This is a genomic window from Capnocytophaga sp. oral taxon 412 str. F0487 (assembly GCF_000271925.1).
Taxonomy (GTDB): domain Bacteria; phylum Bacteroidota; class Bacteroidia; order Flavobacteriales; family Flavobacteriaceae; genus Capnocytophaga; species Capnocytophaga ochracea.
Window position 1 is genome coordinate 31,608 of the sequence record NZ_AJZR01000032.1, and the last position, 14,529, is coordinate 46,136.

A 14,529-nucleotide genomic window follows, 5' to 3' on the forward strand; every position below is an offset into this window, starting at 1 on the left:
TTTAATGATTATTTTTTAGGTTTTAATTACCTCCTCCATCAGAGGAGCAAGCTGTAAAGGTTACTAATGTTACCGCAATAGCAATAAGGCTGTAAAAAGCCTTTTTCATTTCTTTTATTTGAGTTAATACAGGGGCAAAGATAGGAGAAATTGGCAAATCAGCAAAGTTTTAATACAAAAAAAGAGCTTATCTGAAAAGTTTTGTTTTGTAGGGGCGATTGGCAAATCGCCTCTACAATGTAACTAAAGGAATTTGATTATCAAGGTAATCAACTTAGCCAAAGTTTAAAAAACTTTGGCTAAGTATGTAACTATTACTTTTCTGTTTTTATGGCTCTGAGAATTTCTCCTGTCCAGAGTACGAGGCTGGTAGCACCAATGATGATTGTCCAATCGGTGAGCTTGAGTGGGGTTACATTGAACATCTGTCCACCAAAAGTAGTGATAAACACTTGACCGATGACAATCACCGTAGCAATAAGTATAAAACCTTGGCTCTTGCCTATATTATAAAAAGTACTCTTGCCGGTACGATAAGCTTTGGCATTGAACATATTCCAGAATTGCAAGAACACGAATATCGAGAAGAACAAGGAAAGTTCATAAGCCGATAGTCCGTTTTTGGGTGTTCCGAAGTGAAAGAAATGACTGAAATAATCAGTAATTGAAAATTGAGTGAGACTGGTGATTTCCTCATTTTTAAAGTACTGAATGAAACCAAAAAGCAACACTACAAAGAATCCTCCTACACCAAAAATGCCTTTCGTCATTGGTTTTGTAATGATATTAGCACCACGCGCACGAGGTTTATCGTTCATTACGCGGTTGCTCGGTGGTAAGGACGCTAACGCTAATGCCGCAAAGGTATCCATAATGAGGTTCACCCAGAGCATTTGGGTTACGGTAAGCGGTGACTCTACCCCTAAGAATGCCCCAATGAGCACGATGATACACGCTGCCACATTGATAGTCATCTGGAAGAGGATAAAACGCTGAATGTTTAAATAGAGCGAACGCCCCCACATCACGGCTTTACCGATACTACTGAACGAGTTGTCCAAGATAGTGATATCGGAAGCTTCTTTGGCTACTGAGGTTCCGTCGCCCATTGAAAGACCTACTTGGGCAGCTTTGAGGGCTGGTGCATCGTTGGTACCATCACCGGTTACGGCTACAACTTCGCCTTTTTGTTGCAATAGGTTCACGAGGCGTGCTTTGTCGAGCGGACGTGCCCGTGAAATCACACGTAGGTCGGTAATGCGATCTAAGAGTTCGGTATCGCTCATTGCGGCAAATTCTACGCCGGTGATTTGGTTACGCTCGGTGCAAGTATCGTCCCACAAATGTATTTGGCGGGCGATTTCGCGAGCGGTACCTGGTGTATCACCGGTTACAATCTTCACCTGAATGCCTGCGTGCAAACACTCTTCAATAGAAGCAGGCACATCAGGGCGTACGGGGTCAGAAATAGCAGTAATACCTATAAAATTTAAGCCATTTATCACTAACTTACCATTTTCGAATATTACCGTATTCGGGTCGTCGATTACTTTATATGCAAAACCGATAGTGCGCATCGCTTGGTTTTGGTATTGTAATAGTTTTGCCTCGAAATCGGCTTGAGGAATATCGGAAAGGAATTTACCACCTTCGTGACAAAAAGTCATTACGATTTCGGGCGCTCCTTTTAGGTACAATACTGGTTTGCCCAACGCTGGTGATTGCACCAAAGTAGCCATATACTTGCGTTCGGTAGAAAAAGTGAGTTGGTTAAGCACTTCACTCCCTTCGCGTATGGGCAAGTAGTTGGTTCCTTTGCCGTAGAGCCACAATAGGAGTGCTCCTTCGGTAGGATTCCCCAGTACGTTTGGTTTTTCTTTATCAGTAAAATCGAGGTAAGCCGTAGAGTTCACCGCCATCGATTCGGCGATGAGTTTTTCACCTAATTGTTCATCTGTAAAACGATTGAAATAAGTTTCGTAGATAGTCATTTGGTTTTGGGTGAGTGTACCCGTTTTATCGGTACAAATGACGGTAGTAGCACCCATCGTCTCACAAGCGTGCATCTTGCGCACGAGGTTATTGGTAGCCATCATACTGCGCATACTGTAAGCCAAACTGAGGGTAACACTCATCGGTAAGCCTTCGGGTACCGCAACTACCACCACAGTAATAGCAATCATCGCTGTATTGAGAAGATAGTGGCCAAAATCAATCCAATCGATTTGGTTTATGTTATGAGCAGGAAGCGTAAAATATAGAATAAGGCGACCTACAATCACCAAAATTGCAATGGCGTAACTGATTTTGGTAATTATTCCTGCGAGTTTATCCAACTGTTCGTTGAGGGGAGTTTTCACTGTGTTGTCTATCTGAACCCCTTCGAACACTTTGCCATATTCGGTAGCATCGCCGACCTTTTTCACTTCAAAAATACCGTGACCATCGCATACCGAAGTACCGCGACAAACGTAGTTAGAAGGGTAAGTAGCTTCTGCCTCAAAATCGGCTGGATTGGTGGTTTTGTGTACCAAAGGTTCTCCGGTAAGGGTAGACTCGTTGATATGCATTGATACGGCTTCGAGGAGCTCGCCATCGGCGGGTACTTCTTCTCCGGTTTCCAAAATCACTATATCGCCTACTACAATATCCTTTTTGAGTACTTGTGTAATGTGTTCGTTGCGAATGACTTTATAGTAAATCTCGTCGTTTACCTGATTGAGAATTTCGAATTGTTTATTGGCTTTATGTTCAAAATAGAAAGCGACACCTGTAGCCAAGAGTACAGCAAAGAGAATCCCTATGGGCTCTAAGAAAGCATCGAAACCTTCATTATGCACCACATACTCATAAGTAGATACTCCAAAAGAGAAGACGAGGGCAACAAGAAGAATGATGATAATGGGGTCGGTGAACTTTTCTAAGAATTGTTTCCAAAGCGGTTCGCCTTCTACTGATGAGAGGGAGTTTTCACCGTATTTTTGGCGACTTTCAAGGATTTGCGCATCGGTAAGACCTTTGTAATGGTGTTTATCTGCCATAGTTTTTTGAGTAATTAAAATGCAAAGATAGCTATAATTAGCAAATTAGGAAATGAGAGAATGAGAAAAATGAGGAAATGAGAGAATTTGGAAATAAGGAAATGAGGTGCGAGCCGCACAGGCAGTCGTAGCACGACAGGCTATTAACTTTGACAAAGTTTGAGATGAAAAAGCGATGTGTTGATACTGTTAGGAGTATTCGGAAGATATCGGAGAAGTTCGGAAGAGGGTTGAGAGAAGTTTTGGTGAAAAAAGGGTGTAAGGAGGGTGGGGGTAGCTTATAGAGAGCTTATAGGAAGCTTATACGAATCTTGGACGATTGGTATAGAAAAGGTATGTAAAAAGTTGATTAATAATATAATACAACAAGGTTAAAAATGTTAAAAACGGGGTTTCGAGGCGAAAGAAAGAGAATCCTCACCCCGTCCCTCTCCCAAGGAGAGGGGGAATGTAGGGACGGAAAGGAGAAGGGATAATTAGGGAATTAGCAAATTTGAAAATGAGAAAATGGGGTGGTGAGGAGTCTTAGGGCATAGGCACTAGGGGGAAGTGTGGCGGAAAATCAAAAGAAACCTCCCCCGAACCCCCGAAGGGGGACAAGCTGGGAAAGGTGACAAACCTCCCCCTTTACACATACTCCGCTATAGCGGTGCACATACCCAGCTATTGCTGGCTATTTTCAAAGGGGGAATATAGCGACGGAAAAGAGAATTAGCAAATTAGAGAATTTGGAAATTAGCAAATTTGTGGGAGGAGTTTAGTGGGAGTGTGCGGGAGAAAAAAATATTATTATTTGGGTATATAACAGAAAAATAAGTGTATCTTTGCCTTTGGAATTTTATATCTGTGGCAAAATGCAACTTACTTGTATCATTGTAGACGATGAGCCTATGGCGCTCCAACTGCTAGAAAGTTATGTGATAAAGACTCCTTTTCTGAGGTTAGTCGGCAAATTTAGCAATGCTATTGATGTATTGACGTTCTTATATGAAGGTAGCGCGCCCGACCTTATCTATATGGATATCCAAATGCCTGAACTTACAGGGCTCCAGCTTTCTAAAAAGATACCCACCTCTACTAAAATTGTTTTCACTACGGCTTTTGACCAATACGCTATTGAGGGATATAAGGTAAACTCTATTGGATACTTATTGAAACCTTTTGATTATGCTGAGTTTTTGGAGACGGCTCAAAAGGCTTTGCTATTAAGCACTCCTTCTGTCACTGAAAAACCGCTCGAAGTAGCGCAGGATTATATGTTTGTAAAGGCAGATTACAAGCAAATAAAGGTGATGTATGATGATATTTTGTATATAGAAAGTCTTAAAGATTACGTAAAAATATACCTCAACAGTCAGCCACAACCTATTGTAACGCTGATGAGCTTGAAGAAATTGGAAGAGGAATTACCGGAAGAACGGTTTATGCGAGTGCATAGGTCGTTTATAGTAGCTCTGGACAAAGTAGAAGTAGTGGAGCGCAACCAAATAGTATTTGGCAAACAACGCATTACGATTGCTGAGAATTGTAGGGAGGCGTTTCTGAATAAAATAATGCCTAATGGTCAATAAAAAAAGTTGCTTGAAAAAATCAAGCAACTTTTTTAATTATTAGCCGTTAGTTGAATAAAGGTTTGTTCTAAGTCTTTATGCTTGTGATTAATTTGTAGTATTTTCAATCCGTTTTCTTTGGCAAAATCGAACACAGTGGGGCGCATATCTTCTGAGGTATCGAACTGTAACTGATATAGAAAATCATAGACATTATGCACTGATACTATGTTAGGCAAAGCGCGTAAGAGGCGTTCTTCGACACGAAAATCAAAAGCTACTTCTATAATTTGTTCTTTGTTTTGCAGTTCGGTCATTTTCTTATCTAACACGATGTTACCTTTATGCAATACAATCACACGGTCGGCCAAAGCTTGAATTTCTTGCATAATATGAGAAGATAGCAACACTGTTTTACGCTTACCTAACTCTTTGATAATATGGCGTATTTCTACCAGCTGATTGGGGTCGAGCCCTGTGGTAGGTTCATCGAGTATAAGAATTTCGGGGTCGTGAATAAGCGCAGAAGCCAAGCCTACACGCTGGCGATAGCCTTTGGAGAGTGCCTCTATTTTCTTATTGCTTTCAGAAGAAAGCCCTGTAAGAGCAATTACCTCTTCAATTCTATCGGAGGGAACTTTGGGGTATAGTTCAGCCATAAAGCGCAGATATTCTCGCACGTACATTTCGGTATACAACGGATTGTGTTCAGGTAAATACCCTATTGTTCTCTGTGCTTCAATAGGATTTTTTAGTATATCAATGCCATTTACTGTTATTGTTCCATCAGTAGGGGTAAGCGCTCCTGTAATCATTTTCATAGTGGTAGATTTACCTGCGCCATTAGGTCCTAAAAAGCCGGTAATTTCACCTTTTTCAAGTTGAAAACTGATAGCATTGACAGCCACTTGCTGTCCGTATATTTTTGTTAGTTGTTGAACTTCTACAGACATCTTATTTTATTTTGGGCTCAAAAGTACAAAATAATAAACAATTGGCAAGCGTAATAATTAAAAAAGGCTACCCAAATAGAGCTTTGGATAGCCTTCCTTCACTATATTTAAAAACAAATAGAAGCTAAACTACAAAGGTTTTACAAGAGTTAAGAACCATTCTTTTACTTCGCCTTCCAAAAGGGAAGCGAGTTTTTCTTCACAAGTTTTATGGTAGGCATTAAGCCATTTACGCTCTACATCGGTGAGGAGAGCCACATTAATACCTGAAGGCATAAACGGACAAAGGGTGAGGGTCTCAAAATCGTAGAAAGTGCCAAACTCGTTGCTCGCTACTTCACGCACCGTAATGAGGTTCTCGTGACGAATACCGTATTGGTTTTCGAGATATACCCCAGGTTCGTCGGAGCATACCATACCCGCTAAAAGCACTTGTGGGTTGAGGTCTTTGCGGATATTTTGAGGTCCTTCGTGTACATTCATAAAGCTACCTACCCCGTGACCAGTACCGTGACCGTAGTCCTTGTGGTTTTTCCAGAGTGCCATACGCGCATAGGCGTCGAGCTGAACACCACGAGTACCTCTTGGGAATTGTACCATTGCGAGTTGTATCATTCCTTTGAGCACGAGAGTGCTGTCGTCTATAAACTGCTGACTTACTTTGCCTAACGGAATGGTACGAGTGATATCGGTAGTGCCTTCAAGATACTGTCCGCCAGAGTCTACCAAAACACTACCTTCGGGATGTACCTCTTTACTGCCGTGCTCAGGAGCTGAATAGTGCACAATGGCGCCATTGCCTTGGTAACCAATGATACTACCAAAACTTTCGCCTACGAAGTTTTTGCCTTCGGCACGAAAGTCGCGTAGCTTCTTGCCGATACTATATTCGGTCATTGGTTCTTTGCCTACTTGGTGGGTGAGCCAGTAGAGGAACTTCACCATTGCTACCCCATCGCGTACCATTACAGTACGGAAACCTTCGAGCTCAGTAGCGTTCTTCACGGCTTTCATCAGGTTGCCAGGAGCAGGGGCTTGCACGAGTTTGTTGTCCTTTTGGAGGGCTTCAAATATCGCCTGATTGGTATTAGCAGCGAGGAGTATATTTTGTCCTTTTACGGTAGCCAAATAGTTGTAGAACTCATCATAAGCACGTACGTTTACTTTGGCTGCTGCCAAATGAGCTTCTACCTCAGGAGTGAGTTTAGCTTTTTCTACGAAAAGAGTAGCTTCTTTATCGGTGAGGGCGATATAACCGAGGAATACAGGGTTGTAAGCCACATCGCTACCGCGGAGGTTGAGTGTCCAAGCTACATCGTCTAAGGCAGTAATAAGGTGCAAGGTAGTGCGGTGGGTAGCCATTGCTTTGCGAATAGCAGTAAGTTTCTCGGCTACGGTTTGTCCTGCCCATTTATCGGGGTGTACGAAAATGTGATGAAGAGGGTCTTTTTCGCGGTTTGTCCAGATAAGGTCGATGAGAGGTTTATGTACCAATTTGATATTGTGAGTGGCTAAGGTAGCTTGTAGTTTTTCCCAAGCGATGTGAGAGGTTGCCAAGGCGTTGAGTGCCACAGTAGCCCCAGCAGGAAGTACTGATACGAGCCAATCGGCATAATCGGGAGTGCCTTCTACACCGTCCTTGAAGAGGTCGATGCCAGAGCCTTTAAGCTCGATAGCCGATTGTACAAAGTAACGAGAGTCCGTCCACAAGCCGGCTTTATCTTTGGTAACGACTACAAAACCCGCAGAGCCTGTAAATCCAGAGAGCCAAGCGCGTTCGAGCCATTCTTTGGGTAGGTATTCACTAAGGTGAGGGTCGGCGCTGAATACCACAAAAGCGTCGATGTGGTTTTCTTGCATTTTAGAGCGCAAGAGGGATAATTTTTCGGGTGTATTCATTGTTTATAGTTTTGAATTTTTGTAAATCTCTTTTCTATGACCTATATTGACAACTTCTACAGTGAGTATTTTATCAAAAATGTCATAGATAATTCTATAGTTTCCTACTCTTATTCTATAGGCATCAGAACCTGATAGTTTGATATAACCAAAAGGTCTTGGATTGTAAGCCAGAGAGAGAATAGCAGTCTTAACAGCAGAATAATTAGGTTCAGAAAGTCCATCTAAAAACTTCTCTGCTTTTTTCTTCAATACAACAGTATATTCTTTTTCTGTTTTGGTTTTAGTTTTCATTTTGATTACGGCGAGCTTCTATTCTTTTAAATACTATATCAGCAGGCTCAGCAGGAGTTGGGTCGGCTTTAGATTCGTAATAGAGTTGTAAATCTTCTAACTCTTCATATAATTCAGCAATTCTCAAAAGCTCGTAGTATTGTTCAATAGGAACAACTGCCGAGAGTGTATTGCCTTGTCTATCGGTTAGAAAAGTGGGTTCTTGTAAAATCATTGTATTCATATTTTACTTGGGATAATTCAGATTTTTATCAGTGAGGTGGTGAAGAGTTTCTAAATATTTCTTAGCTTCATACTTCGCCATTGGGAGGTTATTGTTGTAGAAATTGCCACATTCTAAAGCCGATGCACCAGGAATGTCACCTTCAAAATTAGCGATATACTCAAAGAGTTCGGTAATCAAGGGGGCGATATCTTTAGAGGTATAGTCACCAGCGAGAATGAGGTAATTACCGGTCATACAGCCCATAGGCCCCCAATAGATAATCTTGTCTTTCCACTCGGGATTGTTGCGCAACCAAGTAGCGGCGAGGTGCTCGATAGTATGTGTTTCGGGACTACCGAGTACGGGCTCACGGTAGGGGAGCTTCATACGGATATCGAAAGAGGTAAGCACTTCCTTGCCTACATAGTCTTTACGCGATACATAAATGCCACGCTCGAGTTTGAGGTGGTCGATACAAAAACTTGCTATTCTTTCCATTTTGTTTAGTTAAGAGGTAAGAGATAAGAGATAAGAGATAAGAGATAAGAGGTAAGAAATGGTACCTTTTACATTCTAACTCGTTGTTAATTGATATTTAATTGAAATTCTTGAGTGAAATCGGAGTAGTCTTCTATTTTGAAAGCGAGAATATCTCTTACAGAGAGGCAAAACCATTTGATATTTTTTAGGCTTTGTATAGCACGAAAAAGGGTTCGCAAATCGCCTTCAGTAGCATAAGTACTCCCTTGTATCCAATAAAAATTATTTTGCTTAAGTACTTTTCTAATTTCAGCATAAGCGTTGTGATATGGATCTTTATAATGTTTCTTTAGCTCAAAAACTATTAAGTCAAAAGCTATAGCGTGCATAATTCTTCCTCTTCAACGGGTTTAAACATATCTTCTTTTTCAAAGAATAATTCGTCATTGTCCGTTTTTACTTCAATGACAATTCCTATAAAGGGATTTTGTTCTATTTCGGTAACGGTAGCTTCTACCCAATCGGGTTTTTCTGTGAGTTGAGGAGAAACCCACACGCGTTGTCCTATGTTAAATTTACTTTCCATTTTGTTTATGTAAGAGATAAGAGGTAAGAGATGATACCTTTACTTCTTGTTAATTGATATTTAGTTGAAATTCTTGAGTAAAGTTGTTTAGGAGTGTCTGAATTTTCGGAGAAGCTCGGAGAGTTTCTGAAAAAACTCTAACGTCTGATGCCTAATAAACTACCCCGCAAAGGTATTAAACCTGTCATTAAAAAACAAATGTTTTAAGGAAATTGTTTTAAGAATCTATAATTCCACTAGTAGAGATATTACTCTTAATCACCATTTTCTTATGTGTTTTAGTCGTTTTAATAATACAAAAAAGACGACTCAACTTTTTTACTTATCATCAAAAATATGGAGTATATTCAGGTAAAAGATAAAAAATAATGTGATACAAAGATATGATTTTTAGAAGATAAAAACAAAAAAACATTGCCAAAGTTTGTAACTTTAGCAATGTTAAGCACGGGTGGAGGGATTCGAACCCCCATCAACGGTTTTGGAGACCGCTATTCTACCCTTGAACTACACCCGTATTTTAAAAAAGTTTTGAGTTTTTATGCTCAAAACTTTTTTGTATTAAATAATATTTAACCTAACCTTCTAAGCTAATTAGTCAAGAATTTCAGTTACTTGACCAGCACCTACGGTACGACCACCTTCGCGGATAGCGAAACGAAGACCTACGTTAAGAGCGATAGGTTGCAACAATTCTACTTCGATAGTTACGTTATCACCTGGCATAACCATATCAACACCTGGTTGCAAGTGGATAGTACCGGTTACGTCGGTAGTACGTACGTAGAATTGAGGACGGTAGTTGTTGTGGAATGGAGTGTGACGACCCCCTTCTTCTTTAGAAAGGATATACACCTCAGCTTTGAATTTAGCGTGTGGAGTTACAGAACCTGGTTTACAGATTACCATACCACGTTTGATGTCTTTTTTGTCGATACCACGAAGCAACAAACCTACGTTGTCACCAGCTTCACCACGGTCGAGGATTTTGCGGAACATTTCAACCCCAGTAATAGTAGAGGTCAATTTTTCAGCACCCATACCGATGATTTCAACTGCATCACCTGTTTTAGCTTCACCAGTTTCGATACGACCAGTAGCAACGGTACCACGACCGGTGATAGTGAACACGTCTTCGATAGGCATCAAGAATGGTTTATCGATGTCACGAGTTGGAAGTTCGATCCATTTATCAACAGCGTCCATAAGGGCGAGTACAGTATCAACCCATTTTTTCTCACCGTTAAGAGCACCAAGAGCTGAACCTTGTATGATAGGAGTGTTATCGCCATCGTATTGGTAAGAGCTCAAAAGCTCGCGCATTTCGAGTTCTACGAGTTCCAACAATTCTGGGTCGTCTACCATATCTACTTTGTTCATAAACACAACGATACGAGGAATACCTACTTGGCGACCGAGGAGGATGTGCTCACGAGTTTGAGGCATAGGTCCGTCGGTAGCGGCAACTACGAGGATAGCACCGTCCATTTGGGCAGCACCTGTAATCATATTCTTTACGTAGTCGGCGTGGCCAGGACAGTCTACGTGTGCGTAGTGACGAGTAGCTGTTTGGTATTCTACGTGAGAGGTATTAATGGTAATACCACGTTCTTTTTCTTCGGGAGCGTTGTCGATTGAATCGAAGCTACGAACTTCTGAAAGACCAGCGTCGGCTAATACTTTAGTAATAGCGGCTGTCAAAGTTGTTTTACCGTGATCCACGTGTCCAATAGTACCAATATTCAAGTGGGGTTTGGAACGATCAAATGTTTCTTTTGCCATTTTTAAATAAATTTTAAATCTTAGTTATATAAATGAGTGTTTGATGTGTGTACAAAATACGTGAGAGCTGATGACGAGATTTGAACTCGTGACCTCTTCCTTACCAAGGAAGTGCTCTACCCCTGAGCTACATCAGCATACAAAAAAAGAGCGGGAGACGAGGTTCGAACTCGCGACATTCAGCTTGGAAGGCTGACGCTCTACCAACTGAGCTACTCCCGCAAAAAAATAAAAATATGACAGTGGGGAGAACAGGATTCGAACCTGTGAAGGTAAAACCAGCAGATTTACAGTCTGCCCTCGTTGGCCGCTTGAGTATCTCCCCCGAATATTTGAACTATTAAAATATGTACTTTTTTTGAGCCGGCAGAGGGATTCGAACCCACGACCCCGAGATTACAAATCACGTGCTCTGGCCAACTGAGCTATGCCGGCGTCTATCTTTTTACAGAGCGCAAAAGTATAACATTTTTTTTTATCGACAAAATTTTTAGCACTTTTTTTTACGAAAATATTTTGACTGTAAATACAAACATTTGAATATCAGATGTATTTTCTGAATAATATGTTTTAACCTTATTGCTATTTTTTTAGCTTACGTGAATAATTAGCCAATTAGGGTTTGGCAAAGCTTTGTGATGTAAAAGTAAACAAAAATACGATGCGAACCGCACGAGCAAGGGTGGGGCATACGGACAAGTAATAAGGTTTAAACGGGGGATAAGTGGGGTTACAGTGGCTCTACAGTGGCTCTACAGTGGCTCTACAGTGGCTCTACAGTGGCTCTACAGTGGCTCTACAGTGGCTCTACAGTGGGTCTACAGTGGGTCTAGAATGAAGAAAAGACAAACAAAAGACGAAGAATGAAGAAAGAAAACTTCTGTGATTGATACATAGGGGAGGTACGTTTACTGAAAGAATCAAGGGGAGTTGTAGAAGGGAAGCTTATGCGCAAGAATGTTTGGGTTGTTTTGAGCCAAAATAAGTCATTAAAATTGCTCTAATACTTGTATGCGTTTGCGAATAGGTGGGTGGGTGGCGAACATTGCAAAAAAGCCTTCGGCTTTATAGTCGATGAAGAGTTCTTTTACTTCGTCGTTATCTACACCTTCGATGGTGGAGTGCCCTGAGATTTTCTTTAAGGCATTGGCTAATGCCAAAGACTTATGGGTCATTTCAACAGCTCCTGCATCAGCCATATATTCGCGACTGCGAGAAAGTGCCAACTTAAAGAGTATTGAAAAGAAATAGACAACCCCTGCTACCAATAAGACTACCAGCACAACAGCTCCTCCCCCACCCTTTTCGTTTCGCCTATTGCGTGAAGAATACAACTGACTGTTGAGCATCGTGCGGAAAGCGATATTGGCAATCGTGGCAAAAATACCTACAAACACAATGGTAATAATAAGCAAACGGACATCGCGGTTGCGGATATGGGTAAGTTCGTGAGCTATCACCCCTTCGAGTTCGTCGTCGTTAAGCGTGTTGATAATACCACGTGTGAGGGTGACGGCAAAGGTTTTTTGGTTGATACCAGAAGCAAAAGCATTGAGCGCATCGCTTTCTATAATATAGAGCTTAGGCATAGGCATTCCGACACTCATACAAAGGTTCTCGGTGAGATTATACACCCGCATATTCTCACGGCGTTCTAAGGGACGAGAGTGAGTGGCGGTTTGTATCATTTGGGTATTGAAGAAGTAGGAGATTACAAACCATATAGCTACCCCTATCAGCACCACAGGGACTACTGAAAGGAATTGAGCATTCACAGCCTCTATATCTTGGTCGTTAAGCATATACAATACCGCATAGGTTCCCGCAAGGATTAGCAAGGGGAAAGCTAATAAATACAGAACAGACTTGGTGTTATTTCGTGCGATTTGTTGTCGGATACCAAGATATTGCATAATTTAAGTTTTTATTATTACCCATTTTTCTTTACTTGCAAAGATAGGAGTGGCAAAGATATTAGTTTTATATGAGAATACCAAACAATGTTCAAAAAAACAAATAAAGGAGACGCTATAAAACATCTCCTTTATATATCTTCTGTGCATTCGATTAGCTAAACGAAATCTCTGGAGCTTTATCCAACTGCTGGCGTTGTTCTGTACCCAAATCGAAGAAGGGTTGTGGAGTCATTTTCTTGAAACCTGCTACGATGTTAGTAGGTATCGATTGGATAGCGGTATTCAGCTCTTTGGTAGTAGAGTTGAAGAAGCGACGCACTGACGCCAATTTATTTTCTATATCGGCAATTTCTTGTTGGAGGTGCATAAAGTTAGTATTCGCTTTCAAATCAGGATAAGCTTCTACTTGGATATTGAAAGCGCCCATAGCAGAAGAAAGTTCTTTCTCAGCTGCAATCTTATCGTTTATATCAGTAGCGCTCATAGCACGACTGCGCGCTTGAGTGATTTTGGTGAGCACATCGGACTCGTGAGTCATATAGCCTTTTACGGCTGCTACGAGTTGAGGAATAAGGTCGTGACGTTGCTTGAGTTGCACATCGATATCAGCAAAGGCATTCTCACGATTATTGGCTAATGCTACCAATTTATTATTGGCACTAATGTACCAAAATACTACAATCACTATGATTGTGATGGTTATTATAAGTCCCATATTTAATTTAATAATTTACAATTAATATTAACAATTAAAACTATGCCTCCAATGAGGAATTGGATAATTAAAGTCTTTTTTTAGCTTGGTTTTATCTAACACTGAGTAGGCAGGGCGCGTTACTTTGCTTGGAAACTCATCAGAACGACAGGGCAATACTTTACAATTATTACCCGATTGTGCTACAATAGTTACTGCAAAGTCATACCACGAGCAAACCCCTTCGTTAGAGAAGTGATAGACCTCACGTTTGCCTTTATACCAAAGGTTTTCGACTGCTTGCACAATAAAATCGGCTAAATCAGAAGCGTTGGTAGGGGTGCCTACTTGGTCGAACACTACTTTTAGTTCAGTACGTTCGGCACTGAGACGCTGAATAGTCTTTACAAAGTTATGACCGAAACGCAATGAGTACAACCACGCTGTACGGATAATGAGATGTTCAATGCCTGCTTGTTGTATTGCTTGTTCGCCTGCTAATTTAGTACGCCCATACACCCCAAGAGGTGTGGTTGGGTCGGTTTCGGTATAAGGAGTGTTTTTACTTCCTCCGAATACATAATCGGTGGAGATATGAATAAGAGGCAAGTTGTGTTCTTTACAAACAGTTGCTAAATTCTCGACAGCTGTATGATTGATAAGAGTTGCGAGAGCTGAGTCGTCTTCGGCCTTATCTACATTGGTATAAGCTGCACAATTAACAATGACACCAATATTATTGAGTTGCACAAAAGCACGAATAGCTTGGACATCACAGATGTCCAAGCTATTTATATCCGTGAAATAGTAGCAACTTTTCTTGTGAGGATTAGCCTGAATTTCAGAACCTAATTGCCCACTACCTCCAGTTACTAAAACATTCATTTACTATTAGCTAACAGCGTAAGCGTTACTATCTACCTCTACGCTTTGTTTATCGCGAAAGCTATTATATAATCTGTTTACGTCTGCTTTATACTTATCGGGCACATTATTGCCATAAGTTCTGTTAAGCTCTATAAACTTTTGTTTTAAATCAGGAGTAATTGCAGTGTTGAAATTCTCCATATACAAAATGTGTTCTACTAATTTTACAAATTCTTCCATAGTTCTATAAATGTTTAATCAT

15 protein-coding genes and 5 tRNA genes are annotated in these 14,529 nt (G+C 40.9%); 1 reads left to right on the forward strand and 19 read right to left on the reverse strand.

Annotated features, from left to right (window positions below; all coding sequences use genetic code 11):
- Positions 1-22: 22 nt before the first annotated feature.
- Both HMPREF1321_RS12345 and HMPREF1321_RS05445 read right to left on the reverse strand, forming a co-directional pair.
- Positions 23-157: a hypothetical protein gene (locus tag HMPREF1321_RS12345; protein ID WP_009421735.1), complete on the reverse strand. Its 135-nt coding sequence runs from the start codon at positions 155-157 to the stop codon at positions 23-25.
- Between the two features lie 157 nt (positions 158-314).
- The gene (locus HMPREF1321_RS05445) at positions 315-3,041 is read right to left on the reverse strand and encodes a calcium-translocating P-type ATPase, PMCA-type (RefSeq protein ID WP_009421749.1); all 2,727 of its coding nucleotides are present in this window, start codon (positions 3,039-3,041) and stop codon (positions 315-317) included.
- Positions 3,042-3,895: 854 nt separating this feature from the next.
- Between HMPREF1321_RS05445 and HMPREF1321_RS05455 the strand changes: the two genes are divergently transcribed.
- Entirely contained in the window at positions 3,896-4,612 is a 717-nt protein-coding gene (locus tag HMPREF1321_RS05455; RefSeq protein ID WP_034575761.1) for a LytR/AlgR family response regulator transcription factor, read from the forward strand.
- Positions 4,613-4,644: 32 nt separating this feature from the next.
- Here the strand turns inward: HMPREF1321_RS05455 and gldA are convergent, their stop codons facing one another.
- From gldA to HMPREF1321_RS05540, 17 genes are all read right to left on the reverse strand, one after another.
- Positions 4,645-5,544 carry a gliding motility-associated ABC transporter ATP-binding subunit GldA gene (gene gldA / locus HMPREF1321_RS05460; protein ID WP_009421730.1) on the reverse strand — a complete coding sequence of 300 codons (900 nt, stop codon included), beginning with the start codon at positions 5,542-5,544 and terminating at the stop codon, positions 4,645-4,647.
- A gap of 129 nt (positions 5,545-5,673) precedes the next feature.
- A complete protein-coding gene (locus HMPREF1321_RS05465; protein ID WP_009421736.1) occupies positions 5,674-7,443 on the reverse strand; it encodes an aminopeptidase P family protein in 1,770 nt (589 codons plus the stop codon).
- Positions 7,444-7,446: 3 nt separating this feature from the next.
- A complete protein-coding gene (locus tag HMPREF1321_RS05470; RefSeq protein WP_009421728.1) occupies positions 7,447-7,737 on the reverse strand; it encodes a type II toxin-antitoxin system RelE family toxin in 291 nt (96 codons plus the stop codon).
- Entirely contained in the window at positions 7,727-7,960 is a 234-nt protein-coding gene (locus HMPREF1321_RS05475) for a hypothetical protein (protein ID WP_009409936.1), read from the reverse strand. The genes HMPREF1321_RS05470 and HMPREF1321_RS05475 overlap by 11 nt, the downstream gene beginning before the upstream one ends.
- Before the next feature lie 3 nt (positions 7,961-7,963).
- Complete coding sequence (locus tag HMPREF1321_RS05480; RefSeq protein WP_009421746.1) at positions 7,964-8,440, reverse strand: S-ribosylhomocysteine lyase; 477 nt, start codon at positions 8,438-8,440, stop codon at positions 7,964-7,966.
- An 86-nt stretch (positions 8,441-8,526) separates the two neighbouring features.
- Positions 8,527-8,811 carry a virulence protein gene (locus tag HMPREF1321_RS05485; protein WP_009421763.1) on the reverse strand — a complete coding sequence of 95 codons (285 nt, stop codon included), beginning with the start codon at positions 8,809-8,811 and terminating at the stop codon, positions 8,527-8,529.
- A complete protein-coding gene (locus HMPREF1321_RS05490; RefSeq protein ID WP_009421741.1) occupies positions 8,799-9,008 on the reverse strand; it encodes a hypothetical protein in 210 nt (69 codons plus the stop codon). The genes HMPREF1321_RS05485 and HMPREF1321_RS05490 overlap by 13 nt, the downstream gene beginning before the upstream one ends.
- A gap of 446 nt (positions 9,009-9,454) precedes the next feature.
- Positions 9,455-9,525, reverse strand: a tRNA-Trp gene (locus HMPREF1321_RS05495).
- 77 nt (positions 9,526-9,602) lie between these two features.
- Positions 9,603-10,790 carry an elongation factor Tu gene (tuf, locus tag HMPREF1321_RS05500; RefSeq protein WP_034575764.1) on the reverse strand — a complete coding sequence of 396 codons (1,188 nt, stop codon included), beginning with the start codon at positions 10,788-10,790 and terminating at the stop codon, positions 9,603-9,605.
- A 65-nt stretch (positions 10,791-10,855) separates the two neighbouring features.
- A tRNA-Thr gene (locus HMPREF1321_RS05505) sits at positions 10,856-10,927 on the reverse strand.
- Between the two features lie 12 nt (positions 10,928-10,939).
- Positions 10,940-11,012, reverse strand: a tRNA-Gly gene (locus HMPREF1321_RS05510).
- A 21-nt stretch (positions 11,013-11,033) separates the two neighbouring features.
- Positions 11,034-11,115 (reverse strand) — tRNA-Tyr (locus tag HMPREF1321_RS05515).
- A 36-nt stretch (positions 11,116-11,151) separates the two neighbouring features.
- A tRNA-Thr gene (locus HMPREF1321_RS05520) sits at positions 11,152-11,225 on the reverse strand.
- Positions 11,226-11,779: 554 nt separating this feature from the next.
- Positions 11,780-12,703, reverse strand: coding sequence for a M48 family metallopeptidase (locus HMPREF1321_RS05525; RefSeq protein ID WP_009419836.1), 924 nt, complete (start codon positions 12,701-12,703; stop codon positions 11,780-11,782).
- A 154-nt stretch (positions 12,704-12,857) separates the two neighbouring features.
- On the reverse strand, positions 12,858-13,421 hold the full coding sequence (locus HMPREF1321_RS05530) for a LemA family protein (RefSeq protein ID WP_034575766.1): 564 nt from the start codon (positions 13,419-13,421) through the stop codon (positions 12,858-12,860).
- A gap of 27 nt (positions 13,422-13,448) precedes the next feature.
- Complete coding sequence (rfbD, locus tag HMPREF1321_RS05535) at positions 13,449-14,285, reverse strand: dTDP-4-dehydrorhamnose reductase (RefSeq protein WP_009421747.1); 837 nt, start codon at positions 14,283-14,285, stop codon at positions 13,449-13,451.
- Positions 14,286-14,291: 6 nt separating this feature from the next.
- Complete coding sequence (locus HMPREF1321_RS05540; RefSeq protein WP_002675130.1) at positions 14,292-14,507, reverse strand: hypothetical protein; 216 nt, start codon at positions 14,505-14,507, stop codon at positions 14,292-14,294.
- Between the last annotated feature and the right edge of the window lie 22 nt (positions 14,508-14,529).

Excerpts from the sequence above, each read along its gene's own strand:
- HMPREF1321_RS05445 (WP_009421749.1), bottom strand. The coding sequence starts at position 3,041 with ATGGCAGATAAACACCATTACAAAGGTCTTACCGATGCGCAAATCCTT.
- HMPREF1321_RS05455 (WP_034575761.1), top strand. The coding sequence starts at position 3,896 with ATGCAACTTACTTGTATCATTGTAGACGATGAGCCTATGGCGCTCCAA.
- gldA (WP_009421730.1), bottom strand. The coding sequence starts at position 5,544 with ATGTCTGTAGAAGTTCAACAACTAACAAAAATATACGGACAGCAAGTG.
- HMPREF1321_RS05465 (WP_009421736.1), bottom strand. The coding sequence starts at position 7,443 with ATGAATACACCCGAAAAATTATCCCTCTTGCGCTCTAAAATGCAAGAA.
- HMPREF1321_RS05470 (WP_009421728.1), bottom strand. The coding sequence starts at position 7,737 with ATGAAAACTAAAACCAAAACAGAAAAAGAATATACTGTTGTATTGAAG.
- HMPREF1321_RS05475 (WP_009409936.1), bottom strand. The coding sequence starts at position 7,960 with ATGAATACAATGATTTTACAAGAACCCACTTTTCTAACCGATAGACAA.
- HMPREF1321_RS05480 (WP_009421746.1), bottom strand. The coding sequence starts at position 8,440 with ATGGAAAGAATAGCAAGTTTTTGTATCGACCACCTCAAACTCGAGCGT.
- HMPREF1321_RS05485 (WP_009421763.1), bottom strand. The coding sequence starts at position 8,811 with ATGCACGCTATAGCTTTTGACTTAATAGTTTTTGAGCTAAAGAAACAT.
- HMPREF1321_RS05490 (WP_009421741.1), bottom strand. The coding sequence starts at position 9,008 with ATGGAAAGTAAATTTAACATAGGACAACGCGTGTGGGTTTCTCCTCAA.
- tuf (WP_034575764.1), bottom strand. The coding sequence starts at position 10,790 with ATGGCAAAAGAAACATTTGATCGTTCCAAACCCCACTTGAATATTGGT.
- HMPREF1321_RS05525 (WP_009419836.1), bottom strand. The coding sequence starts at position 12,703 with ATGCAATATCTTGGTATCCGACAACAAATCGCACGAAATAACACCAAG.
- HMPREF1321_RS05530 (WP_034575766.1), bottom strand. The coding sequence starts at position 13,421 with ATGGGACTTATAATAACCATCACAATCATAGTGATTGTAGTATTTTGG.
- rfbD (WP_009421747.1), bottom strand. The coding sequence starts at position 14,285 with ATGAATGTTTTAGTAACTGGAGGTAGTGGGCAATTAGGTTCTGAAATT.
- HMPREF1321_RS05540 (WP_002675130.1), bottom strand. The coding sequence starts at position 14,507 with ATGGAAGAATTTGTAAAATTAGTAGAACACATTTTGTATATGGAGAAT.